This window comes from Dactylosporangium sp. NPDC050588 (assembly GCF_040654975.1).
In the GTDB taxonomy this organism is placed as follows: domain Bacteria; phylum Actinomycetota; class Actinomycetes; order Mycobacteriales; family Micromonosporaceae; genus Dactylosporangium; species Dactylosporangium maewongense.
The window spans coordinates 56,966-82,391 of the sequence record NZ_JBFAJA010000013.1 but is presented as its reverse complement, the minus strand read 5'-3'; the positions used below and the strand labels follow the sequence as shown (position 1 = coordinate 82,391).

General features: G+C 73.2%; 18 protein-coding genes. 13 read left to right on the top strand and 5 right to left on the bottom strand.

Features of this window, described 5'->3' with window-relative positions; all coding sequences use genetic code 11:
* Positions 1–92: 92 nt before the first annotated feature.
* Entirely contained in the window at positions 93–4,115 is a 4,023-nt protein-coding gene (locus tag AB0I21_RS11145; RefSeq protein WP_360560221.1) for an Ig-like domain-containing protein, read from the top strand.
* Positions 4,116–4,127: 12 nt separating this feature from the next.
* Here the strand turns inward: AB0I21_RS11145 and AB0I21_RS11140 are convergent, their stop codons facing one another.
* Positions 4,128–4,532 (bottom strand): DUF3052 domain-containing protein, encoded by a 405-nt coding sequence (locus AB0I21_RS11140; protein WP_360560220.1) that lies wholly within the window; start codon positions 4,530–4,532, stop codon positions 4,128–4,130.
* Between the two features lie 92 nt (positions 4,533–4,624).
* Here AB0I21_RS11140 and AB0I21_RS11135 point away from each other — a divergent pair, with 92 nt between their 5' ends.
* From AB0I21_RS11135 to AB0I21_RS11105, 7 genes are all read left to right on the top strand, one after another.
* Positions 4,625–5,374: a GNAT family N-acyltransferase gene (locus AB0I21_RS11135; RefSeq protein ID WP_360560219.1), complete on the top strand. Its 750-nt coding sequence runs from the start codon at positions 4,625–4,627 to the stop codon at positions 5,372–5,374.
* A gap of 5 nt (positions 5,375–5,379) precedes the next feature.
* Positions 5,380–6,174 (top strand): lysophospholipid acyltransferase family protein, encoded by a 795-nt coding sequence (locus AB0I21_RS11130; protein ID WP_360560218.1) that lies wholly within the window; start codon positions 5,380–5,382, stop codon positions 6,172–6,174.
* Positions 6,175–6,230: 56 nt separating this feature from the next.
* Positions 6,231–7,043, top strand: a complete 813-nt coding sequence (locus AB0I21_RS11125) for a DUF4097 family beta strand repeat-containing protein (RefSeq protein ID WP_360560217.1) — start codon at positions 6,231–6,233, stop codon at positions 7,041–7,043.
* On the top strand, positions 7,043–7,693 hold the full coding sequence (locus AB0I21_RS11120) for a PadR family transcriptional regulator (RefSeq protein ID WP_360560216.1): 651 nt from the start codon (positions 7,043–7,045) through the stop codon (positions 7,691–7,693). The genes AB0I21_RS11125 and AB0I21_RS11120 overlap by 1 nt, the downstream gene beginning before the upstream one ends.
* Positions 7,694–7,775: 82 nt before the next feature.
* Positions 7,776–8,516, top strand: coding sequence for a response regulator transcription factor (locus AB0I21_RS11115; RefSeq protein ID WP_344513665.1), 741 nt, complete (start codon positions 7,776–7,778; stop codon positions 8,514–8,516).
* A gap of 9 nt (positions 8,517–8,525) precedes the next feature.
* Positions 8,526–9,989 (top strand): HAMP domain-containing sensor histidine kinase, encoded by a 1,464-nt coding sequence (locus tag AB0I21_RS11110; protein ID WP_344513667.1) that lies wholly within the window; start codon positions 8,526–8,528, stop codon positions 9,987–9,989.
* Positions 9,986–11,881 carry a trypsin-like peptidase domain-containing protein gene (locus tag AB0I21_RS11105; RefSeq protein WP_360560214.1) on the top strand — a complete coding sequence of 632 codons (1,896 nt, stop codon included), beginning with the start codon at positions 9,986–9,988 and terminating at the stop codon, positions 11,879–11,881. The genes AB0I21_RS11110 and AB0I21_RS11105 overlap by 4 nt, the downstream gene beginning before the upstream one ends.
* A gap of 185 nt (positions 11,882–12,066) precedes the next feature.
* On the opposite strand, the gene glpK is transcribed toward AB0I21_RS11105, so the two are convergent.
* Complete coding sequence (gene glpK, locus AB0I21_RS11100) at positions 12,067–13,539, bottom strand: glycerol kinase GlpK (protein ID WP_360560212.1); 1,473 nt, start codon at positions 13,537–13,539, stop codon at positions 12,067–12,069.
* Positions 13,540–13,647: 108 nt separating this feature from the next.
* Here glpK and AB0I21_RS11095 point away from each other — a divergent pair, with 108 nt between their 5' ends.
* From AB0I21_RS11095 to AB0I21_RS11075, 5 genes are all read left to right on the top strand, one after another.
* Positions 13,648–17,004: a cyclic nucleotide-binding protein gene (locus tag AB0I21_RS11095; RefSeq protein WP_360560210.1), complete on the top strand. Its 3,357-nt coding sequence runs from the start codon at positions 13,648–13,650 to the stop codon at positions 17,002–17,004.
* Positions 17,005–17,016: 12 nt separating this feature from the next.
* Positions 17,017–17,232 carry a hypothetical protein gene (locus tag AB0I21_RS11090; RefSeq protein WP_033358663.1) on the top strand — a complete coding sequence of 72 codons (216 nt, stop codon included), beginning with the start codon at positions 17,017–17,019 and terminating at the stop codon, positions 17,230–17,232.
* A 38-nt stretch (positions 17,233–17,270) separates the two neighbouring features.
* A complete protein-coding gene (locus AB0I21_RS11085; protein ID WP_360560208.1) occupies positions 17,271–18,665 on the top strand; it encodes a hypothetical protein in 1,395 nt (464 codons plus the stop codon).
* 64 nt (positions 18,666–18,729) lie between these two features.
* On the top strand, positions 18,730–19,980 hold the full coding sequence (locus AB0I21_RS11080) for a CehA/McbA family metallohydrolase (RefSeq protein WP_360560207.1): 1,251 nt from the start codon (positions 18,730–18,732) through the stop codon (positions 19,978–19,980).
* An 82-nt stretch (positions 19,981–20,062) separates the two neighbouring features.
* Entirely contained in the window at positions 20,063–20,440 is a 378-nt protein-coding gene (locus tag AB0I21_RS11075) for a hypothetical protein (RefSeq protein WP_344513679.1), read from the top strand.
* Here AB0I21_RS11075 and AB0I21_RS11070 read toward each other — a convergent pair.
* The 3 genes from AB0I21_RS11070 to AB0I21_RS11060 form a co-directional block, all read right to left on the bottom strand.
* Positions 20,437–22,548: an EAL domain-containing protein gene (locus AB0I21_RS11070; protein WP_360560205.1), complete on the bottom strand. Its 2,112-nt coding sequence runs from the start codon at positions 22,546–22,548 to the stop codon at positions 20,437–20,439. The genes AB0I21_RS11075 and AB0I21_RS11070 overlap by 4 nt on opposite strands.
* A 14-nt stretch (positions 22,549–22,562) precedes the next feature.
* A complete protein-coding gene (locus AB0I21_RS11065; RefSeq protein ID WP_360560203.1) occupies positions 22,563–23,357 on the bottom strand; it encodes an SAM-dependent methyltransferase in 795 nt (264 codons plus the stop codon).
* 124 nt (positions 23,358–23,481) lie between these two features.
* Complete coding sequence (locus tag AB0I21_RS11060) at positions 23,482–25,332, bottom strand: bifunctional metallophosphatase/5'-nucleotidase (RefSeq protein WP_360560201.1); 1,851 nt, start codon at positions 25,330–25,332, stop codon at positions 23,482–23,484.
* Between the last annotated feature and the right edge of the window lie 94 nt (positions 25,333–25,426).

Genomic DNA, 25,426 nt, shown 5'->3' with positions numbered 1-25,426 from the left:
ACGGCACGTCCACCCGCCGCCGCCCGCCCCGGCAGGGGATCAACACGAGGAAAACTCGCTCATTACGGGCAGTGTCCACGTATACACGATAGGTGGCAATTCGGATCGCGATCGTGGCGCTGCTGCTCCTCCCGGCGATCGTCGCGGGGGCGGCGAAAGACGCCGCGGCCGACATCGTCGACGCGTTCCGCCCCGTGTACTCGGTCAACGACAGCGGGTCGATCGTGCTGCGCGGCAACGCCAACCTGACCTGCGCCGACGGCAACCCGGCCTGCGCGGCGGCGCGGAACGGCACCGGCGCCGGCGGCCAGCTCAACAACAACGGCTACAAGATGCGCCACGTGGACGTCGACCAGGACGGGGACGGAGCGGCGACGTTCAACTCCAGCACCGCCGACCTCGCGATCCCGGGCGGCGCGACCGTGCTCTACGCCGGTCTCTTCTGGGGAGGGGACACGGCACCGGGCACGGGCACGCCGGCGCCCGACGAGAGCCGCAGGAACACGGTCCGGTTCAAGGTGCCCGGCGGTGCGTACCGGACGATCACCGCGAATCGGCTCACCGACGTCACCACATTCCCCGGGCACCGGCCGTACCAGGGCTACGCCGACGTGTCGTCGCTGGTCGCGGGCGCCGGCGGCGGCACCTACGCGGTCGCCGACATCCAGGCCGCCACCGACGTCAACGACCGCTACGCCGCCTGGTCCCTCGCCGTCGTCCTGCACGACCCGGCGCAGCCGGTGCGCAACCTCGTCGTCTACGACGGGTTCGGCTCGGTGCGCGGCATCACGCCCGCCGACGCGACGGTCCGCATCCCGGTCACCGGCTTCCAGACCCCGCCGACCGGGGCCGTCACCACCAGCCTCGGCGCCGTCGCCTACGAGGGTGACGCCGGCAGCGGCGGCGACAGCATCCGCCTCGACGGCACGCCGCTGACCGACGCGCGCAACCCGGCGACGAACTTCTTCAACAGCACCGTCAGCGACCGCGGCGCCGCCGTCACCGCCCGTAACCCCGCCGACACCAACCTCCTCGGCTTCGACATCGACCAGGTCGACGCGAGCGGCCTGCTGGCCAACGGCGCGACCAGCGCGACGATCACCCTCGAGACCACCGCGGTCACCGGCGAGACGTTCTACCCGGGCGTGATCACGTTCGCGACCGACCTCTACGCGCCGCGGCTCACCGCGGTCAAGACCGCCACCGACGTCAACGGCGGCGACCTGGAGCGCGGCGACGAGATCCGGTACACGATCGAGGTCGGCAACGACGGCCTCGCCCCCGCCGAGGACGCCCAGCTCGCCGACGCCCTGCCGCCCGGGACCGCGTTCGTGCCGGGCAGCCTGACGATCGACGGCGCGACCCAGAGCGACCCGGTCGACACCGACCGCGCCGAGTTCAGCGCCGATGTCGTCGTCTTCAGAGTCGGTACGGGCAGCGACGCCACCCACGGAGGCCATCTGGCGGTCGGCGACAAGGCCGTGGTCGCCTATCGCGTCACGGCGGGCGCCCCCGGCGCCACCGGCGCGGCGAGCATCCGCAACGTCGCCCACGCGGCCGCCACCGGCGCGGACACCGGGGTGAAGCTGCGCGCCCCGTCCAACCCGACCACGCAGGACCTGCCCGCGGCGGGCCCGGCCGCCGACCTGGCGGTCACCGCCGCCGGCCCTCAAGTCGCGCAGGGCACCGGCCAGGTCCGGATCCCGGTGACGCTCACCAACACCGGCCCCGCCACCGCCACCGGCGTCACCCTGACCGCGGTCCTGCCGGCGGGCGTGACCGGCGACCCCGTGGGCGTCGGCCCCTGCGCCTGGGCCGGGCAGCCGCCGGCCGGGCAGACGCTCACCTGCCCCGTCGGGACGCTCACCGCCGGTGCCACGTTCACCGTCGACGTCGTGGCGACCGTCACCGCCGCCGCCGGGCACCACACCGAGGTCACCGCGGCCGTCACGTCCTCGACCCCCGACCCGGTGGCCGCGAACGACACCGCGACCGCCGCCGTCGTGCGCAACTCGGCTCCCGCGGCCGTCCCGGACGCGGCGACCGTCGCCGCCGGCGGCACCGTGACGATCCCCGCCGCGGCCAACGACACCGACCCCGACGGCGACACCGTGCGCGCCGGCGGCATCGCCACGCCGCCCTCCGCCGGTCACGCCGTCGTCGACGCCACCGGCGCGATCCGCTACACGGCCGGCACGGGCGCGGGCACCGACACCTTCACCTACGTCGCCGCCGACGCCAACGGGGGCACCGCGACCGGGACGGTGACCGTGACCGTCACCGCGGGCGGCCCGCCCGGCCCCGGCACCGCCCCCGTCGCGGCGGACGACGCGGTGACCGTGCCCGCCGGCGCCACATCCGCGACGTTCGACCCGCGCACCAACGACACCGACGCCGACGGCGACCCGCTCACCGTCATCGGGATCGGCACCGGCGGCGGCTCCGGCACGCCCACCGGGGGGACCGTCACGCTCACCGCGGCGGGGCTGCTCGTCTACACACCGAGGGACGGCTTCCGGGGCGCCGACAGCTTCACGTACACCGTGGGCGACGGCAAGGGAGGGCGCTCCACGGCCACCGTGACGGTCGCCGTGGCCGACCGCGCCCCGGTCGCCGGCGCCGACGAGCGCAGCACCCCGGCCGGCGCCCCGATCGACGTGGACGTGCTCGCCGACGACACCGACCCGAACGGCGACCCGCTGACGGTCGGCGCCTGGGACGCCACCACCGCCCGCGGCGGCACCGTCACGCGGAGCGGCGGCCTGCTGCGGTACGCGCCGGCGGCGGGGTTCTCGGGCGACGACACCTTCACGTACACCGTGAGCGACGGGATCGTCACGTCGACCGGCGCGGTCACCGTCCACGTCGGCACGGCCGGAGCGCCGGCGCCACGCGCTGACGCCGCGAGCACCCCGACCGGCACCCCGGTGACCGTCGACGTCCTGGCGAACGACGCGGACCCGGCCGCCGCCGTCACGGCCGTCACGCCCGGCGCGCACGGCACGACCGCGATCGGCGCCGGCGGGACCGTCATCTACACGCCGCGGGGCGGCTTCTCCGGCGTCGACACGTTCGGCTACGCGGTCGGCGACGGCCGCGGCGGGCTCGGCACCGCGACCGTCACCGTCACCGTCTTCAACCAGGCGCCGGTGGGCGTGGACGACACGCTGCGCGCGCCGGCCGGGACCGCGGTGGTCGTGCCGGTCCTCGCCAACGACACCGACGCCAACGCCGACACGCTGCGGGCCGTCGCGGCGACCGGGGCCGCGCACGGCACGCTGGCGATCGTCGGCGGCGCCGTGCAGTACACCCCGGCGGCGGGCTACCGGGGCGCCGACGGCTTCACGTACACCCTGAGCGACGGCAACGGGGGCACCAGCACCGCCGCGGTGACCCTCGACGTCGCGGGTGGCGCACCGGTCGCCGGCGCCGACGCCGTGGCCGCCGCCCCGGGCGTCGCCGTGACCGTGACCGTGATCGCCAACGACAGCGACCCCGACGGTGACCCGCTCACGGTGACCGCGGCCGGCCCGGCGGGGCACGGCGGCACGGTGCTCAACGGCGACGGGACCGTCACCTACACCGCCGCGGACGGGTTCGCGGGGGTCGACACCTTCACCTACACGCTGCGCGACGCCACCGGGCTGCAGAGCACCGGGACGGTGACGGTGACGGTCGGGCTGCAGAGCACCGGGCCGGTGGTGGTGACCACGCCGACGGTGACCACGCCGGCCGGGAGCGGCGCGCGGACGATCACCCCGCTGGACAACGTCAAGGACCCCGACGGCGACCCGCTGAAGGTCGTCGGCGTGACCCAGCCGGCGAACGGCACCGCCGTGCTCAACGCCGACGGGACCGTCACGTACACGCCGGACAAGGGCTTCGCCGGCGCGGACGCCTTCACCTACACCGTCACCGACGGCACCGCCACGGTCGCCGGCACCGTCGAGGTGATGGTCGGCTCGGTCGACCTGCCGGTCACCGGCGGCGCGGTGGCGCCGCACGCGCTCGCGGGCCTGCTCATGCTGCTCGCCGGCTGGCTCCTGCGGTTCCTGCCAGCGCTGTCCTTCAGCGGCCCGCGACGCGCGGCTCGCGCCCACCGGCGCGGTGCGTGACGGCGCTGGGCCTCAGGTCCGGTCGGCGACCCGGATCACGTGCTTGAGCCCCGACCAGGTGTCGTCGATGGCGCAGACCTTGACGTCCACCCGGCCGTGCGCCAGGGCGAAGTCGCGGACCCCGTTCTCGTCGAGGTCGGTCGCGATGCCGGAGGAGCGCTTCGGCCAGGCGACCCACAGCGCACCGCCGGGTGGCGTCTGCCGGTGCAGCACCGGCCAGCGCCGCCGCAACCTGGCCTGATCAGGGCAGAAGCAGACGATCACGTCGTAGAGGCCGGGCGCGCCGCGACGGTGCAGCACCACGTCGGAGGGCAGGTCGCGCAGCTCGAACCCGGCCGGCGCCCCGTCGAGCAGCACGCGATGCCCGGCGCTGACGCCGAGCTTCTTGGGCAGTGGAGTCCCTGAATATCCCGCCATGCCTGACCACGGTAGTCATCGTTCACCCGCCAGCCATGCGGGTAACCAGTCACCGTCAGCCAGCCGCAGGGGTCGACCCTTACACCGAAAGCATGACGATTCTCGCCGTCGCCGCCGACCCGGTCGGGGTCGACGAAACCGATCGCTACACCCTGCTGGTGGCCACGGACGGTGACCAGGTCCGGGCCGCACAACGGCTCCGCCACGACGTCTTCGCCGGCGAACTCGGCGCCAAGCTGCAGTCCGGCACGCCGGGCCTCGACGTCGACGCGTTCGACGAGCACTGCGACCACCTCATCATCCGTGACGAGCGCACCGGCGACGTCGTCGGCACGTACCGGATGCTGCCGCCGGACCGCGCGGTGGCCGCCGGCGGGCTCTACGCCGACACCGAGTTCGACCTCGCGGGCCTGCACCAGCTGCGTGGGGGACTGGTCGAGACCGGCCGCTCCTGCGTGCACCCCGACCACCGCAGCGGCGCGGTGATCAACCTCATGTGGGCCGGCATCGCGCGGTACATGCACCTGCACGGCCACCGCTGGCTCGCCGGGTGCGCGTCGGTGCCGGTCACCGACGCCGCCGGGATCTGGGACCTCGCCCAGCGCAAGCACCTCGTGCCGCCCGCCTGGCGGGTCCGGCCGCGCAACCCCCTCGCGCTGGACGGGCCGGTGCCGGCCAAGATCGAGGTGCCGCCGCTGCTCAAGGGGTACCTGCGGCTCGGCGCCTGGATCGGTGGCGAGCCCGCGTACGACCCCGACTTCGACTGCGCCGACTTCTACGTGCTGCTGTCGCTGGACCGGGTCAACCCGCGGTACATGCGGCACTTCCTCGGTCAGGAGTGAGCGCGATGACCGTCGTCGACTCGCTCTGGCTGCCGCGCTCGACCTGCGACGTGAGCTGCCTGCCGGCCCGCTCGGACGAGCACGTCCCGGTCGCGACGATGGTGAAGCGGATCGTCGTGACCGGGTCGGTCGTGCTGCTCGCGGTGCTCGCGGTGCCGCTGCTGGCCCTGCTGCCGCAGCGGCACCTGATCGCCGTGCAGCGCCGGCTCGCCCGCGCGGTGCTCGCCGGGCTCGGGATCTCGCACCGGGCCGTCGGCCGGGTCCCGCAGTCCGGCGCGCTGCTGGTCGCCAACCACGTCTCGTGGCTCGACGTGGTCGTGATCCTGGCGCACGCGCCGGCCAAGCTCCTCGCCAAGCGCGAGGTGCGCCAGTGGCCGCTGATCGGCCGGCTCGCCGCCACCCTCGGCACCGTCTTCGTCGACCGGTCCCGGCCCAAGACCCTGCCGGCCACCGTCGGGCGGATCAGCACGGAGCTGGCCGCCGGTGGCGTGGTCGCCGTCTTCCCGGAGGGCACCACCTGGTGCGGCCGGATGGGCGGCACCTTCCGCCCGGCGATGTTCCAGGCTGCGGTCGACGCGGCCGCCCCGGTCGTGCCGGTGCGGCTCACGTTCGCCCAGAACGGCACGCCGACGACGGTCGCCGCGTTCATCGGCGACGAGACCCTCGCCACCTCGCTGCGCCGGGTCGTCGCCGCCCGCGGGCTGTCGATCGAGCTGAAGGCGCACGCCAAGCTGTACCCGGAGCCGACCTCCTCCCGCCGCGTCCTCGCCCGCGCCGCGACCTCGGTGGTGGCCGCCTAGGACAGCCGAGACACGACAGTCGCGATGTATCGCGTTTGTCTGCTACCTTCGGTGGTATGACGACGTGGAACATCGCCGAGCCCACGCGGCTCGAGCTCAAGGGGGAGGTCAAGGACCTCCAGGTGACCCTGGTCGGCGGACGGGTCAACGTCGTCGGCGCCGACGGGCCCGCCCGGGTCGAGGTCACCGCGATCGGTGAGCGCCCGGTCACGGTCGCCCTCGACGACGACGGCGTGCTGCGCGTCTCCCACGGGCATCTCCCCAAGTGGCCCGGCTTCCTCTGGTGGCTCTTCCACAGCCGGTTCAAGGTCGACGTCTCCGTCATGGTCCCCGACCGGACCCCGGCCACGCTCCGCGTCGTCTCCGGCTCCGTCATCCTCTCCTCGCTGCGGGCCGGCGCCAAGGTGGACGCGACCAGCGCCCGGGTCACCCTGCTCGGCCTGGACGGCCCCGTCGCCGCCAACGTGATCTCCGGCTCCATCGAGGCGCTCACGCTCGACGGCGAGGTCGACCTGGAGACCGTCTCCGGCGAGATCGTCGTCGCCGACTCCACCGCGCGGAAGGTGCACGCCCGGGCGATCTCCGGCTCCATCACGTGCGACCTCGACAACCCGCCCGTCGACACGGACGTGCGCCTGGAGACCGTCTCCGGCGAGATCACCGCCCGGGTCCGCGAGGACAGCGACCTGCAGGTCCACCTCAGCGCGATCTCCGGACGGGTGGTCAGCGCGTTCCCCGGCCTCGACCAGGTCGGCCGCAGCGCCGTCACCGGACGGCTCGGCGCCGGCACCGGCCGCCTGACCGCCAACGCGACGTCTGGCACGATCACCCTGTTGTGCCGGCCGGTCGATCTGGACGAGGATTCCTGATGAGTGCGGTGTTCAGTCACGGGCGGTTGCGGCTGTACCTGCTGAAGCTGCTCAACGAGGAACCCCGCCACGGGTATGACCTCATCCGGCTCCTGGAGAACCGCTTCCACGGCCTCTACGCGCCCTCGGCAGGCACGATCTACCCGCGCCTGCAGCGGATGGAGGCCGACGGGCTGATCAGCCACACCGCGTCCGGCGGCCGGAAGGTGTACGACATCACCGACGCCGGACGGGCCGAGCTGGTGCAGCGCGCCGCCGAGCTGGAGCGCCTCGAGACCGACATCAACGCCTCCCTCGCCGACCTGTCGACCCTGGCCGACGAGGTCGAGCAGGGCGTCCACGGCTCGGTGCGCGACCTCAAGCGCGAGCTGAAGGAGGCCGGCAAGCAGGCCCGCACCGCGCCCGCGTGGGGCTGGGGCTACCCGCCGCGGCCCGGGGCGACCGGCGCCGCGAGGCCGGGCGGCGCCGGTGCCACCAGGCCGTCGCCCGCGCCCGGCGACGCCGCCGCCGAGCTGGAGGAGAAGGCCGCCCAGCTGCTCGCGGAGGTGCGCCGGCTGGCCCGCGCCAGCCGTGCCAGCCAGGAGACGATGCGTGCCACGCTGGTCGTCCTCGACGGCGCGATCGACCAGGTGCGCCGACTTCTGCGCTAGTTTTGGGTGACGGGGCGGGGTGTCCAGGAACTTCCCAGGCAACCATCAGCCCTGCTCCAGCGGGAGGCGGAAGACTATGCGCATGGGGGTACGAGGCGGCGTTGCACAATCCGGGGGTGCCCCGTCGCCAGGCGTTGCGCAGGCTGAGGCGAGACTGCTCGTGGTCGAGGACGATCCGAACATTCGCGAGCTCCTTTCGGCCAGCCTGCGTTTCGCCGGTTTTGCGGTAGACGCGGTGACCACCGGTGCCGAGGCGGTCACCGCGGCCCGCGACGCGAAGCCCGACCTGGTCGTCCTCGACGTGATGCTGCCCGACCTCGACGGTTTCGAGGTCATCCGGCGGCTCCGCGAGGGTGGCGTCCGGCTTCCCGTCGTGTTCCTCACGGCCCGGGACGGCACCGAGGACAAGGTCCGCGGCCTGACGCTCGGCGGCGACGACTATGTCACCAAGCCGTTCAGCCTGGAGGAGCTCACCGCGCGGATCCGCGCCGTGCTGCGCCGCACCGCCGGCGACCCGGGGCCCAACCGGCTGGTCTTCCACGACCTGGAGCTCGACGAGGAGACCCATGAGGTGTCCCGCGCCGGGCAGACGATCGCCCTGTCGCCGACCGAGTTCAAGCTGCTGCGCTACCTGATGCTCAACGCGGGCCGCGTGCTGTCCAAGGCGCAGATCCTCGACTTCGTGTGGAACTACGACTTCCGCGGCGACGACAGCATCGTGGAGTCGTACATCTCCTACCTGCGACGCAAGGTGGACATCGCCGAGCCGCGGCTGATCCACACCCTGCGCGGCGTGGGCTACGTGCTCCGCCTTCCCGTCTGAGGCCCGCAGATGGTGCGGTTCATCGCCGACGTGCCGCTGCGGGTCAAGCTGATCGCCGCGGTCCTCACACTCGTCACCATGGCGCTGCTGGTCATCGGCGTCGCCAGCGCCCTGGTCATGAAGAGCAGCATGTTCGACAAGGTCGACCAGCAGCTGCGGACGATGGCCGAGACCGTCGACCTGAGCCGGCTGGCGCTGACCGACACCAGCCAGGACACGATCCTGCAGAGCAACTACTACATCGCCTGGGTCACGCAGCTGCGCACCGGCAAGCTCGAGACCGGCGTCGTCGGCACCCGTCAGGACGCCGACGCGCCGCCCATCCCCGGCACGTGGGAGGACCTCGAGAAGCACCTGGGCGTGCCGTACACGGCGACCACCGCGAAGACGCATGAGCGCTGGCGCATCCTGATCATCCAGCGCCAGGACACGCTGCTGCTCGTCGCGGAGAGCCTCTCGATGGTCGACAGCGCCGTCGACGAGCTCGTCGCCGCGGAGCTGTTCGTCGGCGCCGGCGTCCTCGTCGTGCTCGCCGCGGTCGGCGTCGCCATGGTCCGCGCCAGCCTCCAGCCGCTGCGCGAGATCGAGCGCACCGCCGCCGCGATCGCCGCCGGCGACCTCACCCGCCGGGTGCCCGAGAGCCCGCCGGAGACGGAGATGGGGCACCTCGCCGCCGCGCTCAACGCCATGCTCGCCCAGATCGAGGGCGCCTTCCGGCTGCGCGAGGCGTCCGAGGAGCGCATGCGGCAGTTCATCGCCGACGCCTCCCACGAGCTGCGCACGCCGCTGACCACGATCCGGGGCTTCGCCGAGCTGTACCGGGTGGGCGCCGTCAGCGAGCCGGGGGACACGCTGCGGCGCATCGAGGACGAGGCCTCCCGCATGGGCCTGCTGGTCGAGGACCTGCTCATGCTGGCCCGCCTCGACCAGGAGCGCCCCCTGGCACTGGCCGACATGGACCTGCGCGTCATCGCCAGCGACGCCGTGGCCGCCGCCCGGGCCGTCGCCCCAGACCGCACCGTCGACCTGGAGATCGAGCGGGACGAGCCGATCGAGGTCAACGGCGACGAGTCCCGCCTGCGCCAGGTCGTCGGCAACCTCATGACCAACGCCCTCACCCACACGCCCGCCGGCACGCCCGTCGCCCTGCGCCTGCGCCGCGACGGCACCGACGCCCTCATCGAGGTCGCCGACCACGGCCCGGGCCTCACCGAGGAGCACGCCGCCCGGGTGTTCGAGCGCTTCTACCGGGTAGACAAGGCGCGCACCCGCAGCAAGGCCAGCGGCTCGCACAGCGGCAGCGGCCTGGGTCTGGCGATCGTGGCCGCCCTCGTCTCCGTGCACCACGGCACCGTCTCCGTCTTCAACACCCCCGGCGGCGGCGCCACCTTCCAGGTCCGGCTCCCTCTCACAGGCGGTTCCCAGGCCGCGATCAGTGGTTTGCAAGCTGCCGTCGCCAAGCTCAAATCATGAGCGAACAGCAGGGATGGGCGCCGGACCCGGCCGACCAGCAGGGTCGGGCGTCGAGCCCGGCCGCACAGCCGGCCACCGAGCCGGCCAGCACCACCACCGGGCCTTCGAGCCCCACGCCGCCCGGCATCCTGCCGGCTGACGGCACCCCGGCTGACGGCAGCCCGGCTGACGGCAGCCCGGCTGACGGCAGCCCGGCGGGCGGCACCCCGGCGGGCGCCGCCCCGGCCTTCGGCACCACGCAGGACCACCTGATGCGGTCCGAGACGCCCCCCACCTGGCCGACGAACCCGGCCGCCACGGCCGCCGGTGCCGCCGACGTCCAGGACCCGGCCCGGACCTGGCCCACCACCCCGCAGCCCCCGCGGGCCATGCCGGCCGCGCCGGTCACGCCGGCGGCGCCCACCTCCCAGACCGCCGCCTTCGGCCCGCTGCCCGCCGCCTTCGGCCCGCTGCCCGCCGTCCCTGGCTCGCCGCCCGCCGCGTTCGCTGGTCACGATGCCCAGGCCGCCGCTCTCGGCTCGCAGCCCGCCGCGTTCGCTGGTCACGACGCTCAGACCGCCGCTCACGACGCCCAGACCGCCGCTCTCGGCTCGCAGCCCGCCGCGCCCGCCGTCCCTGGCTTGCCGCCCGCCGCGTTCGCTGGTCACGACGCTCAGACCGCCGCTCACGACGCCCAGACCGCCGCTCTCGGCTCGCAGCCCGCCGCGCCCGCCGTCCCCGGCCCGCTGCCCGCCGGTCACGGTCCGCAGCCCGCCGCGCATGGCGCGCCCGGCGTGCGGCCCGGCGCCGACGGACCCATCCAGACCTGGCCGGCGTCGCAGCCGGCAGCTCCGCAGGCCGGCAACCTCCGCTCCGTCGCGCAGAGCGGCCCCATCGCGGCCGGGCAGAACGGGCCGTACCCCTTCTCCGGACACCAGCCAGCCGCCCAGCACCACGCTGGACAGCAGCCCGCCGCCCAGCACCACGCCGGGCAGTACTCCGGCGGACAGCACAACGGCGGGCAGCAGCAGCCGCACCTGCCGACGGCGCAGCTGCCCCCGCACGTGCCGCACATGCAGCGGCCGCTCCCGTGGCAGCAGCCGCAGCCCGGGTCGGTGTTCGTGCCGCCGCCCGTGCGCAGGCGCAGCCGGGTCGGGCTCGCCGTGGCGGGGATCGTCGCGGCGATCGGGCTGTCGGCGGTGTCGGCGTTCGGCGGCGGGCTCGCGGCCCTCGAGCTGCGGCCCGCGGCCTCACCCGCGGTCGTCGGCGCCACCACCCCGTCCGGCTCGGCCGCCGGCTCCTCCACCACCCTGTCCGACGTCGCGGCGCAGGTGCTGCCCAGCGTGGTGTCGATCAGCACAGGCAACGCGGTCGGCTCCGGCGTGGTCATCACCGACGACGGGGCGATCCTCACCAACAACCACGTGGTCGCCACGGCCCGGGGCACGTCGGTGCAGGTGACGTTCTCCGGCGGGCAGACCGCCCAGGCGAAGATCATCGGCACCGAGCCCGCCACCGACCTGGCCGTGGTCAAGATCGTGGGGGGCGGCACGTACACGCCGCTCGTGTTCGGCGACAGCTCGACCGTCAAGGTCGGCGACACGGTGCTCGCCGTCGGCAGCCCGCTCGGCCTCGACGGGTCCGTCACCGCCGGCATCGTGAGCGCCGTCAACCGCACGATCGACGAGGGCAACGACGGCCAGTCCGCCGCCGCGAAGATCAGTGGGGCCATCCAGACCGACGCCGCGATCAACCCCGGCAACTCCGGCGGCGCGCTGGTCAACACCGCCGGTCAGCTCGTCGGCATCAACACCGCGATCGCGACCTCGGGCGACACCGCCGGCAACATCGGCGTCGGCTTCGCCATCAGCAGCAACACCGCCAAGGCCGTCGCTCAGCGCCTGCTGAGCTAGAAGCTGGTTTCCCCTCCAGAAAAGAGATCCGGTGGTGCGCCTGGCGGGGCGCCCACCGGATCTCTGTATCCGCAGGACCGCGGACCGATTTCGGGTATGCCCGCTGCGCGGACATACCCGAAATTTCGGTTATGTCGGGGAGCGGAGCGAGTCGACATAACCGGGTCCGATCGCAGCTGGACGGCTCAGGCCCAGCCGAACGAGCGCTCCACCGCCTTCAGCCAGGACGCGTGCCCCTTGTCCCGGGTCTCCGCGGACATGGACGGCGACCACTGCCGGTCCACCCGCCACTTCTCCCGCAGCGTCTCCGTGTCGGGCCAGAACCCGACGGCGAGACCCGCCGCGTACGCGGCACCCAGCGCCGTCGTCTCGGACACCGTCGGGCGGACCACCGGCACATCCAGTACATCGGCCTGAAACCCCATCAGGAGGTCGCTGGCCGTCATCCCTCCATCGACCTTCAGGGTCTCCAGCGGCACGGCGGACTCGGCCATCATGGCGTCCACGACGTCCTTGACCTGCCAGGCGGTCGCCTCCAGGGCGGCCCGGGCGAGGTGCCCCTTGGTGACGTAACCGGTCAGGCCGGTGATGACGCCGCGCGCGTCGGGGCGCCAGTGCGGGGCGAACAGGCCGGAGAACGCGGGCACGATGTAGCAGCCGCCGTTGTCGGTGACGGTGGCGGCCAGGTCGTTGATCTCCGGCGCCGAGCTGATGAGGCCCAGGTTGTCGCGCAGCCACTGCACGAGGGAGCCGGTGATCGCGATGGAGCCTTCCAGGGCGTACACGGCCGGGGCGTCGCCGATGCGGTAACCGACGGTGCTCAGCAGGCCACGCGTGCTCGCCACCGGCTGATGACCGGTGTTGAGCAGCAGGAACGAGCCGGTCCCGTAGGTGCACTTCGCCTCGCCGGGCGCGAAGCAGGCCTGGCCGAAGAGCGCCGCCTGCTGGTCGCCGAGGGCGCTGGCCACCGGCACGCCGTGCAGCAACGTCTTCGCCTCGCCGTACACGTGCGAGGAGGGGCCGATCTCCGGCAGCATCACGCGCGGGATGCCGAACGCCGACAGCAGCTCGTCGTCCCAGTCGAGCGTGGTGAGGTTCATCAGCATCGTCCGGCTGGCGTTGGTGACGTCGGTGACGTGCCGGCCGGTGAGCTTCTCGATGAGCCAGGTGTCGACGGTACCGAAGTGGATCTCACCCGCCTCGGCACGGGCGCGCAGGCCGGGCACGTTGTCCAGCAGCCAGACCGCCTTCGGCCCGGCGAAGTACGTCGCGAGCGGCAGCCCGCACCGCTCACGGAAGCGGTCGGGGCCGGCGTCGCCGGCGAGGGAACGGATGAGGGCGTCGGTGCGGGTGTCCTGCCAGACGATCGCCGGGTGCACCGGCTCGCCGGTCTCGGCGTCCCACAGGATCGTGGTCTCGCGCTGGTTGGTGATGCCGATGGCGGCGACATCGGCGCGGGACAGGCCCGCCTGGTCGAGGGCGCGGGTCGACACGGCCTGGACCTGGTGCCAGATCTCGACCGGGTCGTGTTCGACCCAGCCCGGTCTCGGGAAGCTCTGGCGGTGTTCGCGCTGGTCAAGCGCCACGATGGCGCCGTCGGCGTCGAACACGATCGCACGGGAGGAGGTCGTGCCCTGGTCGATGGCGAGGATGTACACGCTGCCATCTTCGCCGAAGAGTTGTCACGTTCGGGACGGAACCTTCCCGTGGTCGCGTTCGCCGCCTACGCTGCCTGCCGGGAAACAGTGGCCCTATCAGGAGCGATCGTGGCCGTCATCGAGACGCGCATCAGTGTCTGGGAGGCCCTCGCCGGGCGCGCCCCAGGAGTTCCGCTGGGCCCTGCCGACCAGGGTCTGTGGCAGGCGGTCACCGACCGGCTCAACCCTGCCCGGGCCCGGCCCGTCCTGCGCAAGGCGGTCGAGGCGGTCACGCTCACGTCCGCCCGCGGCGTCGACTACGTGATGGTGCGCTCGCCCGACCGCGGTGAGGCCTGCTACCTGCGGCTCACGCCGGACGAGTGGAGCCTGGCGCAGCTCATGGACGGCACCCGGACCGTCGCGCGGCTCGTCGCCGACTTCGCCCGCATCGCCGGCCGGCTCGCCCCCGACCAGGTCACCCGGGTCGTCGCCGACCTCGCCGGCAACCGCATGCTCGACGAGCTGCCGGTCGACGCGTTCCACCGGCTGCACCGCGTACACCGGCGGCCATGGCCGATCCGGCTCGGCAAGGCGATCGTCGCGACCGCCCAGGGGCGCCGGGTGGTCATCGCCCGGGTCGACCCGATCGTCACGTTCCTGTACAAGGCCGGCGGCCGGCTGTTCTTCACCCGGGTCGTCGCGGTGCTCGCCGGGCTGGTCGCACTCGCCGGCCTCGGCGTCTTCGTCTTCAACTGGTTCCGCGCCGACCAGTCGGTGTTCCTGACCGACGACTCCTACTTCACCGGCGCCCTGGTGCTGCTGGGCCTCAACGTCGTCGCGCTCGCCTGCCACGAGCTGGGGCACGCGCTGGGGGCGAAGCACGCCGGCAGGAAGGTCCCGGTCGCCGGTTTCCTGGTGTACTTCGGGATCCCGTCCGTCTTCGTGGACACCACCGACGTGTGGATGGCCGGCCGGCGCGCGCGGCTCGTCACCACGATCGCGGGCCCGGCCACCGGCCTGGTGCTCGCCGGCGCCTGCCAGCTCGTCGGGCTGTTCTACCCGGAGCTGGAGCCGTGGACGTTCAAGCTGGCGTTCGCGTGGTACCTCAACGCGCTGTTCAACCTCAACCCGTTCATGGCGCTCGACGGTTACTACCTGCTCATGGACTGGCTGGAGGTGCCCAACCTGCGGGCGCGTGGCCTGGCCTGGGTCATCGCCCGCCTGCGTCGGCGCCCGCCCCGCTTCGGTGAGCTCGACCGGGAGGGCCGCCTCGTCGCCCTGTACGGCATGCTCGCCGTCGTCTGGCTCGCCATCGCCGTCAACCTGATGTACCGGATCTACACCGACCGGGTCGCGGGCGTCGTCACCGGCCTGTGGAACGCGGGCTGGGCCGCCCGCGCGCTGCTCGCCGCCATCGTCGCCGGGCTGCTCGCCCCGCTGGTCTACCTGCTGTTCTCCTGGCTGCGCCGGCGGGCCCGGCGCGTGCGGGACCGCATGGGGGAGCGCAAGCTGTCCCGCGACGAGCCGCGCCGGCTCGCCGCCCTGCGCGCGTCCAAGCTCGCCGACCTGCCGCCGGCCGCGCTCGCGAAGCTCGCCGAGCAGGCCCGCTGGGTGCACCCGCGGACCGGTGAGCAGCTGGTCTTCGCCGGCGCCGCGCAGCAGTCGGTCTACGTCGTCGTCGACGGCGCCCTGGAGGCCCGCCGCCCCGGCGACCCGACCGGCACCGTCCGGGAGCGGGTCGGCCGCGGCGGCGTCGTCGGCCTCGCCAACGCGATCACCGGCGCGCCCGCCGCGCTCGGCTGGCTGACCGCCGGCACGACCCTGCTCGCGATCCCGCCGTCCACGGTCGCCGCGGCCGTCGGCCCGCTGTCCGGCCCGCCGCCGGTGGAGTGGGCCGAGCTGGAGGCGCTGCTGGCGGAGGCGCCGGCGCTGGCCGACCTCGGCGCGGAGGACCGCCTCGGGCTCATGAGCCGCGCGCACCCGGCGCAGCTGATGCCCGGGCAGCCGGTGCACCTGGAGACCGGCACCGATGCGATCGTCGTCGCGTCCGGGTCGCTGCTGCGGCCCGATGGCGTGCAGGTCGGCCGTGGCGCGATGGTCGGCCCGTACGGTGAAGGCCCGCCCGGCCAGGTCGCCACCGCCCGCTCCGCCGCCCGCGTCTGGGTGCTGCCCGCCGTCGCCGGCCTGCCGCTGCTCATCGGCGCATCCACGGCCGGCGCTGTGGCCGGCTCTGCCGCCGGCGGTCGCGCGCCGTCGTCGGGCGCCCACCCGCCGTCGGCGTACCCGCCGCTCGCCGCGCCGCCCGGTGTCCACGGCCCGTCCGACGACTCGGTCGACAAGCGCTTCGAGCGCAAGCTGTGGTGGCTGCTGGTGCTGCTGCTGATCTTCGCGCTGTTCCTGACCGGCAGCAATCTCTTCTCCGCGCCCGTGTGGGCCGAGATGCCGACCGACCGGGCCCTCATCACGGCCACGCGGGGGCAGACGACGGTCACGATCCACGGCGAGGAGCACACCCTGCGCCGCGACGGCAAGATGTACGTCGAGCTCGGCGACGCCGTCTCCGTCGCGGACCGCTCCACGGCCACGATGACGTTCCGCGGCGGCAGCGTCACGGTCCTGTGCGCCGGCACCCGGGTCGACGTCGGCGAGCTGGTCAGCTCGGTCGACCGCCGCCCGATCCAGCCGACCGGCGCGTACACGCTGCGCTCCGGCCGCACCCTGGTCGACACGACGAGCACGACGACGGCCTTCGACCCGCTGAAGCTCACCGTCACCGGCGCCGGCGACCCGGTCGCCAACGACGGGCGGGCCAGGTTCGCCCTGACCGCCGGCAGCGCGTCACCGGAGGTCGGCTCGGGCGTCGTCACCCAGGGCGGCTCGGCCGTCACGGTGGACCCGTCGGCCGACCTGACCTGCGGCGACGGCATCGCCCTGCCGAAGCCGGGCGGCACGCCGACCGTGTCAGTGGGGCCGTCCCCGTCGGACACGCCGTCGGAGTCCCCGTCACCGTCCGCGTCCGCCTCGGAGAGCGCGTCGGCCACCCCGACGCCCGGCGCCACCCCGACGAAGACGAAGGCCCCGACCCCGACGCGCGGCACCACGACGACCGCCGGCCCCCCGCCGACCACGTCGCCGCCGCCACCGCCGGACACCACGGCACCGACCGTGCGGCTGACCTTCGCGACCCAGCAGAACTACGTCTACCCGCCTGGTTGCCGCTATGGTGGCCCGTCGACCGTGCCGCTCACCGTCACCGCTGTGGACAAGGTCGACGCCACGTCGACGTTGAAGGTGACGATCAGCGCCAGGGTCGGCAGCGGCTCGGCGAAGTACTCCAGTGGGAACCAGTTCGCCGCCACGTTCGGCGGGGTGACGCTGACCGCCGACGCCAAGATCGTCGTGACCGCGCGTGCGGTGGACCCCGCGGGCAATGCCGGCTCCGCAACGATCACCGTCACCTACTACTCGCAATGCATCGTCGGCTGAGGGAGTTCGAACGTGCTCTGTTGGTTCTGCGCCAAGGCGGCGCGGGGGTCGTGCCGGTTCTGCGCGCGCGGGCTGTGCGAGGACCATGCGAAGTTCGGCCCGTATCTGCTGGAGGTGCACCGGTCGCAGAGCCGCGGCCGGGCCGAGGGGCTCGTCGTGGAGGACGCGGTGCAGTGCGGCACCTGCCGTCCCCGCCCGCAGCCCGTGCCCATGCCTGAACTCGACTGACTTTCACGACCTGTGCCATAACTGGGGGGACTGTTCCGATGAGCGACTTCGACGACGTACTCGAGCGGCTGCTGACCGATCCGGGCTTCCAGGCGCGCCTGGCGGCCGACCCGGCGGGCGCGCTCGCGGGGTACCAGCTGAGCGCCGACGAACTGGAGCTGCTCCAGGCGCAGGTCGGCGGCGCCGACGCGGGGCAGTCACGGGTCGAGCAGCGCACGAGCAAGGCCAGCATGTTCGGCCTGTTCTCCTCGATCGGCTCGGGCATCGGTGACGTCGTCCACGGCCACGGCGGCGGTCCCTCGTTCGATCACGGCGCCGGGCACAACCTGGGCGACGGCGGTCAGGGCTCCGGCGCGGCGCACAGCGCGGCCCGCGGGCTGGACGCGCTGGAGCAGTCCGGCGGCCGGCACGCCGCTCCCGAGCCGGAGCAGCACGGCGGCCTGGCCGCGCACCTGCGGGACGCCATCGACCACGGCGCGCACGCGTCGGCCGGCGGCGCCGAGGCGCACGCGGGCCCCGGTGGCGCGTACGCGTCCGCGGGCGGCGTCGAGGCGCAGGCCGGCTACGGCGGCGCCGGGCTCGCGGAGGCGCCGGACCCCCAGGGCGGCGGCTACGACGGTCTCTCCGAGGCGTCAGACGACCCGCGCTCGTACGCGTCGGCGGGCTACGGCGGCGGTCAGGACGGCGGTTACGGCAGCCTGTCCGAGGCGTCCGATGACCCCCGTTCCTACGCGTCGGCGGGCTATGGCGGCGGTCAGGACGGCGGTTACGGCGGCCTGTCCGAGGCGCCCGACCCGCAGGGCAGCGAGGGGCTCGCCGAAGCGTCCCCGTACGGCGTCAGTGAGGTCCACTCCAGCGGCCAGGGCACCGTGTACCGCAGCGCGAGCGCCGGCATCGGCGAGGCCGTCGGCCAGGGCGCGCACGCCGGCACCGGCCACGCGGAAGCCGGCTTCGGAGGAGCCCACGCGGAAGCCGGTCTCGGAGGAGCCCACGCGGAGGCCGGGTTCACAGAGGCGCATGCGCAGGCCGACGGCGGCGGGCGGCACGGGATCGCCGGCGGGCTCGACGGCATCGTCGGCGGGCAGCAGCCGGGCCACGGGAGCGGGACGGGTGTCGCGGGTGGCGTCGCCGGCGCGCTCCGGGACGGCGTGCCCGGCGGGGTGGGTCAGGCGCCCACCGACGGCTACCACACCCGGGTCGACTGGGACGGCGACGGCCGGTGGGACCAGCACACCTACGTGAACCGGGCCGACGGCGGCGTCGACATCGTCGTGGACACCGACGGTGACGGGCGGGCCGAGTTCGTCGGCCACGACACCGACCGCGACGGCCTCATCAACTCCTCCGAGATCGACACCAACCGCGACGGCGTCATGGATCAGCGGTACGAGGACCTCAACGGCGACGGCTGGCTGGATCGCCGCACCCGCTGAATGTAAACCTGGCGGACATCAACATGTATCGACGTGTTGGGTCCGGTGGCGTGTGCTGTGGGGCATGACTGGAGACCACTCCCATCACCGTCACGAAGGAATCGACCGCCGGGGCCTGCTCGCCGCGGGCGCCGGCGGTCTGCTCGTCCTCGCCACCCCGGGCGCCGCGTCCGCCGGTGCAGGACGGACATCCCGCGCGGAGACCGGCACCGCGGCGACCGTCGGCGCCGGCCCGGCCGCGCTGACCGGGGCCGCCCGGGCGTCCGCCATCACCGCCGGCACCGGCCTGGTCCACGCCGACCTGCACAACCACACCGTGATGTCCGACGGCGACGGTGACCCCGCCCTCGCCTTCGCCTCGATGCGCTCGGCCGGCCTGGACGTCGCCGCGCTCACCGACCACACCACCCTCTTCGGCATCAGCGGCCTGTCGAAGTCGGAGTGGGACCGCACCGGCGCCCTCGCCAACGCCGCCGACGACCCCGGCAACTACACCGCCATCCGCGGCTTCGAGTGGTCGCACCCGCTGCTCGGCCACGTCAACGTCTGGTTCACCAACGGGTTCACCGATCTCGGCGGATCGAGCAACATGGGCGGCCTTTACAACTGGATCACCGGTAACGGGGGCGTCGCCAGCTTCAACCACCCTGGCCGCGAGGTCGGCCGCTTCGGCAACTTCTCCTACTCGGCGGCCGCCCGCGACGCCATGGTCAGCCTGGAGATGTTCAACCGCGGCGACGACTACCTCTTCGACGGCTGGTCAGAAGGCCGCACCTGCGCCCTCAACGCCTGCCTCAACGCCGGGTGGCGGACCGGGCTCAGCGGGGTCTCGGACGAGCACGGCACCGACTGGGGCTTCCCCGAGGGCAAGGGCCGCACCGGGCTGTGGGTGACGCAGAACACCCGCGCCGGGGTCCTGGAGGCGATGCGGGCCCGCCGCTTCTTCGCCACGCGGGTCTCCGGCCTGCGCGTCGACGCCACGGCCAACGACGTCCGGATGGGCGGGGTGCTGCCGCTCGCCCGCGGCGACGTGCGCTTCGCGCTGGATCTCGACCGCGGCCCGGACTGGCAGGGCAAGCCGGTCCGGATCCAGGTCCTGCGGCCCGGTGTCGCCGCCCCGACGGTCGCGGACGTGATCGACACGGTCGCCAACCAGGTGGTGCGCTTCACCGTGCCGCTGGACGTGGCGATGGGCAACTGGGTCGTGCTGCGCGTCTCGGACCCCACCCGGCCCAACCCGAGCCCCGGCCCCAACGGTCACCCCTGCAACGACTTCGGCCTCGCCTACACCAGCCCCTGGTGGTTGCAGCCCTGAGTGAGTGGCACGTTTCGGGGATCAGCTGATCGGAGGATCCGCCTACCGTTTTCCAGGTAACCAGACGAGCCGGGAGCGGGCCATGAGCGACTACGACATCGACTGGGAGATGGAGGACGGCCTCCACGTCGATCCCGACGGTGGCGCTGACCTGCTCTCCTCCGACCAGCAGTTCGACGAGCACCACGACGACTTCGGCGTCGACACCGAGGGCCACGACGGCGCGCACGTCGTGGACGGGGACGCGTTGGGCGACTACCACGACGAGCAGCCGAGCTTCGGCGACGTGAGCGACGAGGCGCAGTACATCGACGAGACCGACCTGCCCGAGTTCCACTTCGATCCGGGCTTCACCGACGGGTCCTACGACCTGGTCGGCGCCGACCGGCACGAGGCGGACCTGTGGTCGCAGCTGATGGTCGACATGAACGAGGACGTCAACCCGTACGCGCTCGGTTAGAGCCTGATCGCGGACGGGGGCCCGGCGCTCGCGTAGTACCAACCCTGTGCGGTGTCACAACCGAGGGCCAGCAGCCGGTCGGCCTGCTCCGCCGTCTCGACCCCCTCGGCTGTGACGCTCAGGTTCAGGGCGTGGGCGAGGCCGATCACCGCCGCGATGATCTTCTGGTCGACCGGGTCGGCGCCCTCCGGCGGGCGCAGCCCGGCGACGAACGAGCCGGCCAGCTTCAGGCTGTGCACGGGCAGGTGCCGCAGGTAGGCGAAGTTGCTGTACCCGGTGCCGAAGTCGTCGATCGCGATGCGCGGGCCGAGCGCGGCGAGGGCGTTGAGCGCCTCGGTCGGCTCGCCGCCGCTGCCCATGACGGCGCTCTCCGTCAGCTCCAGCTGGAGCCGGTCGGGGGCGAGGCCGGTCTGCTCCAGGATCGCCTTCACGTCCCTGACGATCGTGCGGTCGCGCATCTGCCGGACCGCCAGGTTGACGCTCATCACCGGCGCCCGGTCGCCGTGCTCGCGGTGCCAGCGGGCGGCCTGCTTGCACGCCTCGTGCAGCACCCACCGGCCGAGCGGCACGATCAGCCCGGTCTCCTCGGCCATCCCGATGAACGCGTCCGGCCCCAGCACCCCGAATCGCGGATGCCGCCACCGTACGAGCGCCTCGACGCCGATCGTCACGCCGTCGCCGAGGCGGACCAGCGGCTGGTACTCGACGAAGAACTCGCGCCGCTCCAGCGCGGCCGGCATGCTCGCCGACAGCTCGTAGCGGGTCACCTCGCGGGCGTGCCGCTCGGCGTCGAAGAGCGCGAGCCGGTTGCGGCCGTCGGCCTTCGCCCAGTACAGCGTCGTGTCGGCGGCCTTCATCAGCTCGCCGGTGCTGGTGCCGCGCAGTGGCTGCTCGACCACGCCGATGCTGGCCGAGATGCTGATCTCGTGCCCGCCCACGTGCACCGGCGCGCGGACGGTGTCCAGCGCCCGCTCGGCGACCGCGACGACCTCGTCGGTGCCGCCGGCCCGCTCGATGAGCACCACGAACTCGTCGCCGCCCATCCGGGCGACCAGCTGGCCGTCGCCGGAGATCGAGCGGGCGAGGCGCCGGGCGACGGTCTGCAGCAGCTGGTCGCCGACGTCGTGCCCGAGCGTGTCGTTGATGACCTTGAACCCGTCGACGTCGAGGTAGCACACGCCGACGCGCGACTCGGGCTCCTCCTCGGCGCCGGCGAGCAGCTCGGCGAGCCGGTCGAAGAACATCGTCCGGTTGGGCAGCTGGGTCAGCGGGTCGTGCAGGGCCTGGTGCCGCAGGCGCAGCTGGAGCAGGTAGCGCTCGGTGATGTCCTCGACCATCGCGACCAGCCACTTCGGCTCGCCGTCCTCGTCGCGGATGATCGACGCGACGAGGTCGGTCCACACCTGGTGGCCGTCCTTGTGGATGTACGGCTTCTCGATCCGGAACTGGTCGCGCCCGCCGGACAGCAGCTCCTCGAACATCCCGGCCGCGACCGGCGGGTCCTGCGGGTGCACGAAGTCCTCGAAGGTCATCGCCCGCAGCTCGTCCTCGGTGGAGCCGAGCATGTCGCACAGCGCCTGGTTGACCTCGATGACCACGCCGTCGACGGTGCTCACGCTCATCCCGATCGCGGCGCCGGCGAAGACCGCGCGGAAGCGGGCCTCGCTGACCCGCCGGCTCTCCTCGGCGCGGGCCCGGGCCCACAGCGCCGCGGTGCGGATCTCCTCCTGCTCGTCGAGGATCCGGTCGCGCAGCGCCTGCGCGTAGCCGGCGGCGAGCGCGCCCTGGATCTCCGCGACCCGCCTGGTCGGCGCCTTCGCGAACTGCTCGCTGAGCACCGCGACCGTGCGCTCCAGGGTCGTCGGCTCGGTGAAGTGCGCGGCGACGAGCGTGGAGCCGACCTCGCGCACGTCGCCGAGGTCGAGGGTCTCGGCCGTGAGCGCGTGGATGAGCCGGGTCGACAGGGCGGTGAGGAAGTCCTGCACCTCCAGGCCGCTCATCGACACGTAGCTGGTGCCGGCGATGGCCAGCGACCAGCTGCGGGCGAGCCGCTCGGCGGCTCGGTGCGGGCGGTCCCACGACGTCGGCGTGGGGCTGAGGGCGGTCATGATCGGTGGGTGCACTAGTCCTTGCGGGCGACGGCGGCGCAGCCGATCGCGTTGCCGTCGGGTGGGGTCTCGTCGTCCGGGTCCGGCCGCCAGTCGAAGGTCGCGACCACGCCCGGATCCACGATCGTGAGATCGCCCAGCAGCTTCCTGACCTCGTCGCTGCCGCGCAGGATCAGCGGCGTCGGCGACTTGCGGTAGACCTCCCAGGCCGCGTCCTCGGCGGGGGTGAGCGGCCGGTCGAGGCCGGCGTGGGACAGCACGACGTGGCTGCCCGGCACGCCCGCGGCGGCGTACCCGCTGACGATGTCGGCGGGGCGCTCCTCGTCGGGCACGAAGTGCAGCACCGCGGCCAGCACGAACGCGACCGGCTGGGTGAAGTCGATCAGCCGCTGGACCTCGGGGGCGGCCAGCACGTCCGCGGGGGCGCGCAGGTCGGCGGCGACGACGGCGGTGTCCGGCACCTCGGCGAGGATGGCCCGGCTGTGCGCGACCGCCACCGGGTCGTTGTCGACGTAGACGACCTTGCCGCCCGGGACGAGCTCGTGGATGTTGCCCACGGTCGGGATGCCCGAGCCGAGGTCGATGAACTGCCGGACACCCTGCGCGCTCAGCATGGACACGGCGCGGCGCAGGAAGGCCCGGTTGCTGCGGGTCAGCGCGGCCACGGCCGGCATGAACTTGAGGACCTGCTCGGCGAACGCCCGGTCGGCGGCGAAGTTGTGCGAGCCGCCCAGGTAGTAGTCATAGACGCGGGCCACGCTCGGCTGATCGAGGTCGATGTCCGCGGGTGCCCAGCTCGGTCGCTCCACCGATCAACGCCTTTCGACCTCGGTCGTGCAGTCCGCACGTGCGTGCTGCGGTTCTTCGGGCGCCTGCGAGCATACGTGCGGGCGGGCGGGAGCAAAACCCACCGCCCGCCCACACGGACATCGATCAGGCGATCTTCGTGATTCGGGTACCCGGGCCCGGAGCGATCGGACCGGTCGCGAGGTGCGCGGTGAGGGCGTCGACGTCGAAGCCCGGCGCGTACACGCGGGTGGCGCTCGGCTGGTTCAGGTTGCTGAAGCCGTCGCCGCCGTTGGCCAGGAAGTCGTTCGTGGTCAGCTGGTACGTCGCCGCGGGGTCGATCGGCGTGCCGTTCAGCGCGAGGTCGCTGACCTTCGAGCCGAGCGGGGCCGACGCGCTGTAGGTGTAGGTGAACCCGGCGGACACCTGCAGGATCTTCTGCGTGGTCTGCCCCTCGAAGCCGGTGAACTGCTGCTCGAGGACCTTCTTCAGCTGGGCGCCGGTGATGGGCTGGGTGACGACCAGGTTGTTGAACGGCTGGACCGTGAAGGCCTCGCCGTACGTGACCTGGCCGGGCGCCTCGCCGCCGGGCGAATTCGCGTAGATCAGCGACGCCCGGATGCCGCCCGGGTTCATCAGCGCGATCTGCGAGCCCGCGGCGGCGGTGTACTTGAGCTGCGCGTCGGCGATCACGTCACCGAGCGTCGACTCGCCGCTGGCCAGCGCGATGTTGGTGATGTCGGCGGTGATGCCGCCGACGACCTTGTTCGCCAGCGGGGCGACGGCCGTGCGGTACTTGTCGGCGATGACCTTGACCTTCGGGTCGACCAGTGCCGCGTTGCGCACGAAGTTGCCCGCCGCGTCCTTCTGCCACGTGCCGTCGGCGTTCTTCACGCCGTTCTCGACGATGACGTTGGTCGCGGACGCGTCGACGAACTTGCGCGACTTCTTGTCCAGCGTCACGCGGATGTCGGTGACCAGGGTGCCGGCCGTGCCCGCGCTCGTCACCAGCGAGCTGGCGCCGGAGGAGTTCGGCAGCTGGCAGGTGTAGAAGCGGTGCGTGTGGCCGGACACGACGACGCCGTAGGCCGGGTTGAGGCCCTTGACGATGTCGGTGATCGGGCCGGCGAAGTTGGCGCAGCCGGACGGGTCCAGCGGCGCGGGCGGGCTGCTCTGCAGGCCACCCTCGTGGATCAGGAGGACCATCGACTTGATGCCGAGCCAGCCCAGCAGCGTCGCGTACTGGTTGGCCGTCTCCACCTCGTCGCGGAAGTCGACGGTCTTGATTCCGGCCGGGTTGACGATGCCGGGCGTGCCCTCGAGCGTCATGCCGACGTACGCGACCGGGACGCCCTCGTAGAGCCTGATCGTGAACGGCAGCAGGATCGGCAGCTTGTTGGACTTGTTGGTGACGTTCGCCGCGAGGTAGGGGAACTTCGCGCCGGCGAAGCCGTCGCCGTCCTGGCAGCCGTCGACGGGGTGGCAGCCGCCGAACTGGATGCGCTTGAGCTCGTCGATGCCCTCGTCGAACTCGTGGTTGCCGACGGAGGAGATGTCGACGCCCATCGCGTTGAGGACCTCGATCGCCGGCTCGTCGTGGAACGCGGCGCTGACCAGCGGCGTGGCGCCGATGCTGTCACCGGCCACGACCGTGTCGCTGTTGCGCACGCCGTCGGTCTTCGCCGCGGCGCGCAGCTTCGTCAGCCAGGTGCCCAGGTACTCCGCACCGCCGGCGGGAGTGCCGTTGATGAGCCCGCCGCTGCCGGTCGGCGGGTCGATGTTGCCGTGGAAGTCGTTGAACCCGAGCAGCTGCGCGGAGGTCGTCGGACCCGTCTTCTGGGCGAACGACACGTTGGCCGGCGTGAGCGGCGTCCACTGGTCGGACTGCTCGGGCGCGCCGGACTTGGCTAAGGGCAGCAGGGCGACAACCGCGACGGCGAGCGCCGGCACCGCGAGGTGCTGGGCGATCCGCCGCGCGCGGGCGCGGGGCTGGGCCATGATCTCTCCTTTTGGAAGACATGCGTCGACGGACATCCTTCCGCAGGCGTCGATCCGGCACGAGCGTCGGCGGGATACGGCTGGATTGCATGCG

Coding starts and splice junctions, on each gene's coding strand:
- AB0I21_RS11140 (WP_360560220.1), bottom strand. CDS start 4,532: ATGGCGGGATATTCAGGGACTCCACTGCCCAAGAAGCTCGGCGTCAGC.
- AB0I21_RS11135 (WP_360560219.1), top strand. CDS start 4,625: ATGACGATTCTCGCCGTCGCCGCCGACCCGGTCGGGGTCGACGAAACC.
- AB0I21_RS11130 (WP_360560218.1), top strand. CDS start 5,380: ATGACCGTCGTCGACTCGCTCTGGCTGCCGCGCTCGACCTGCGACGTG.
- AB0I21_RS11125 (WP_360560217.1), top strand. CDS start 6,231: ATGACGACGTGGAACATCGCCGAGCCCACGCGGCTCGAGCTCAAGGGG.
- AB0I21_RS11120 (WP_360560216.1), top strand. CDS start 7,043: ATGAGTGCGGTGTTCAGTCACGGGCGGTTGCGGCTGTACCTGCTGAAG.
- AB0I21_RS11115 (WP_344513665.1), top strand. CDS start 7,776: ATGGGGGTACGAGGCGGCGTTGCACAATCCGGGGGTGCCCCGTCGCCA.
- AB0I21_RS11110 (WP_344513667.1), top strand. CDS start 8,526: ATGGTGCGGTTCATCGCCGACGTGCCGCTGCGGGTCAAGCTGATCGCC.
- AB0I21_RS11105 (WP_360560214.1), top strand. CDS start 9,986: ATGAGCGAACAGCAGGGATGGGCGCCGGACCCGGCCGACCAGCAGGGT.
- AB0I21_RS11085 (WP_360560208.1), top strand. CDS start 17,271: ATGAGCGACTTCGACGACGTACTCGAGCGGCTGCTGACCGATCCGGGC.
- AB0I21_RS11080 (WP_360560207.1), top strand. CDS start 18,730: ATGACTGGAGACCACTCCCATCACCGTCACGAAGGAATCGACCGCCGG.
- AB0I21_RS11075 (WP_344513679.1), top strand. CDS start 20,063: ATGAGCGACTACGACATCGACTGGGAGATGGAGGACGGCCTCCACGTC.
- AB0I21_RS11070 (WP_360560205.1), bottom strand. CDS start 22,548: ATGACCGCCCTCAGCCCCACGCCGACGTCGTGGGACCGCCCGCACCGA.
- AB0I21_RS11060 (WP_360560201.1), bottom strand. CDS start 25,332: ATGGCCCAGCCCCGCGCCCGCGCGCGGCGGATCGCCCAGCACCTCGCG.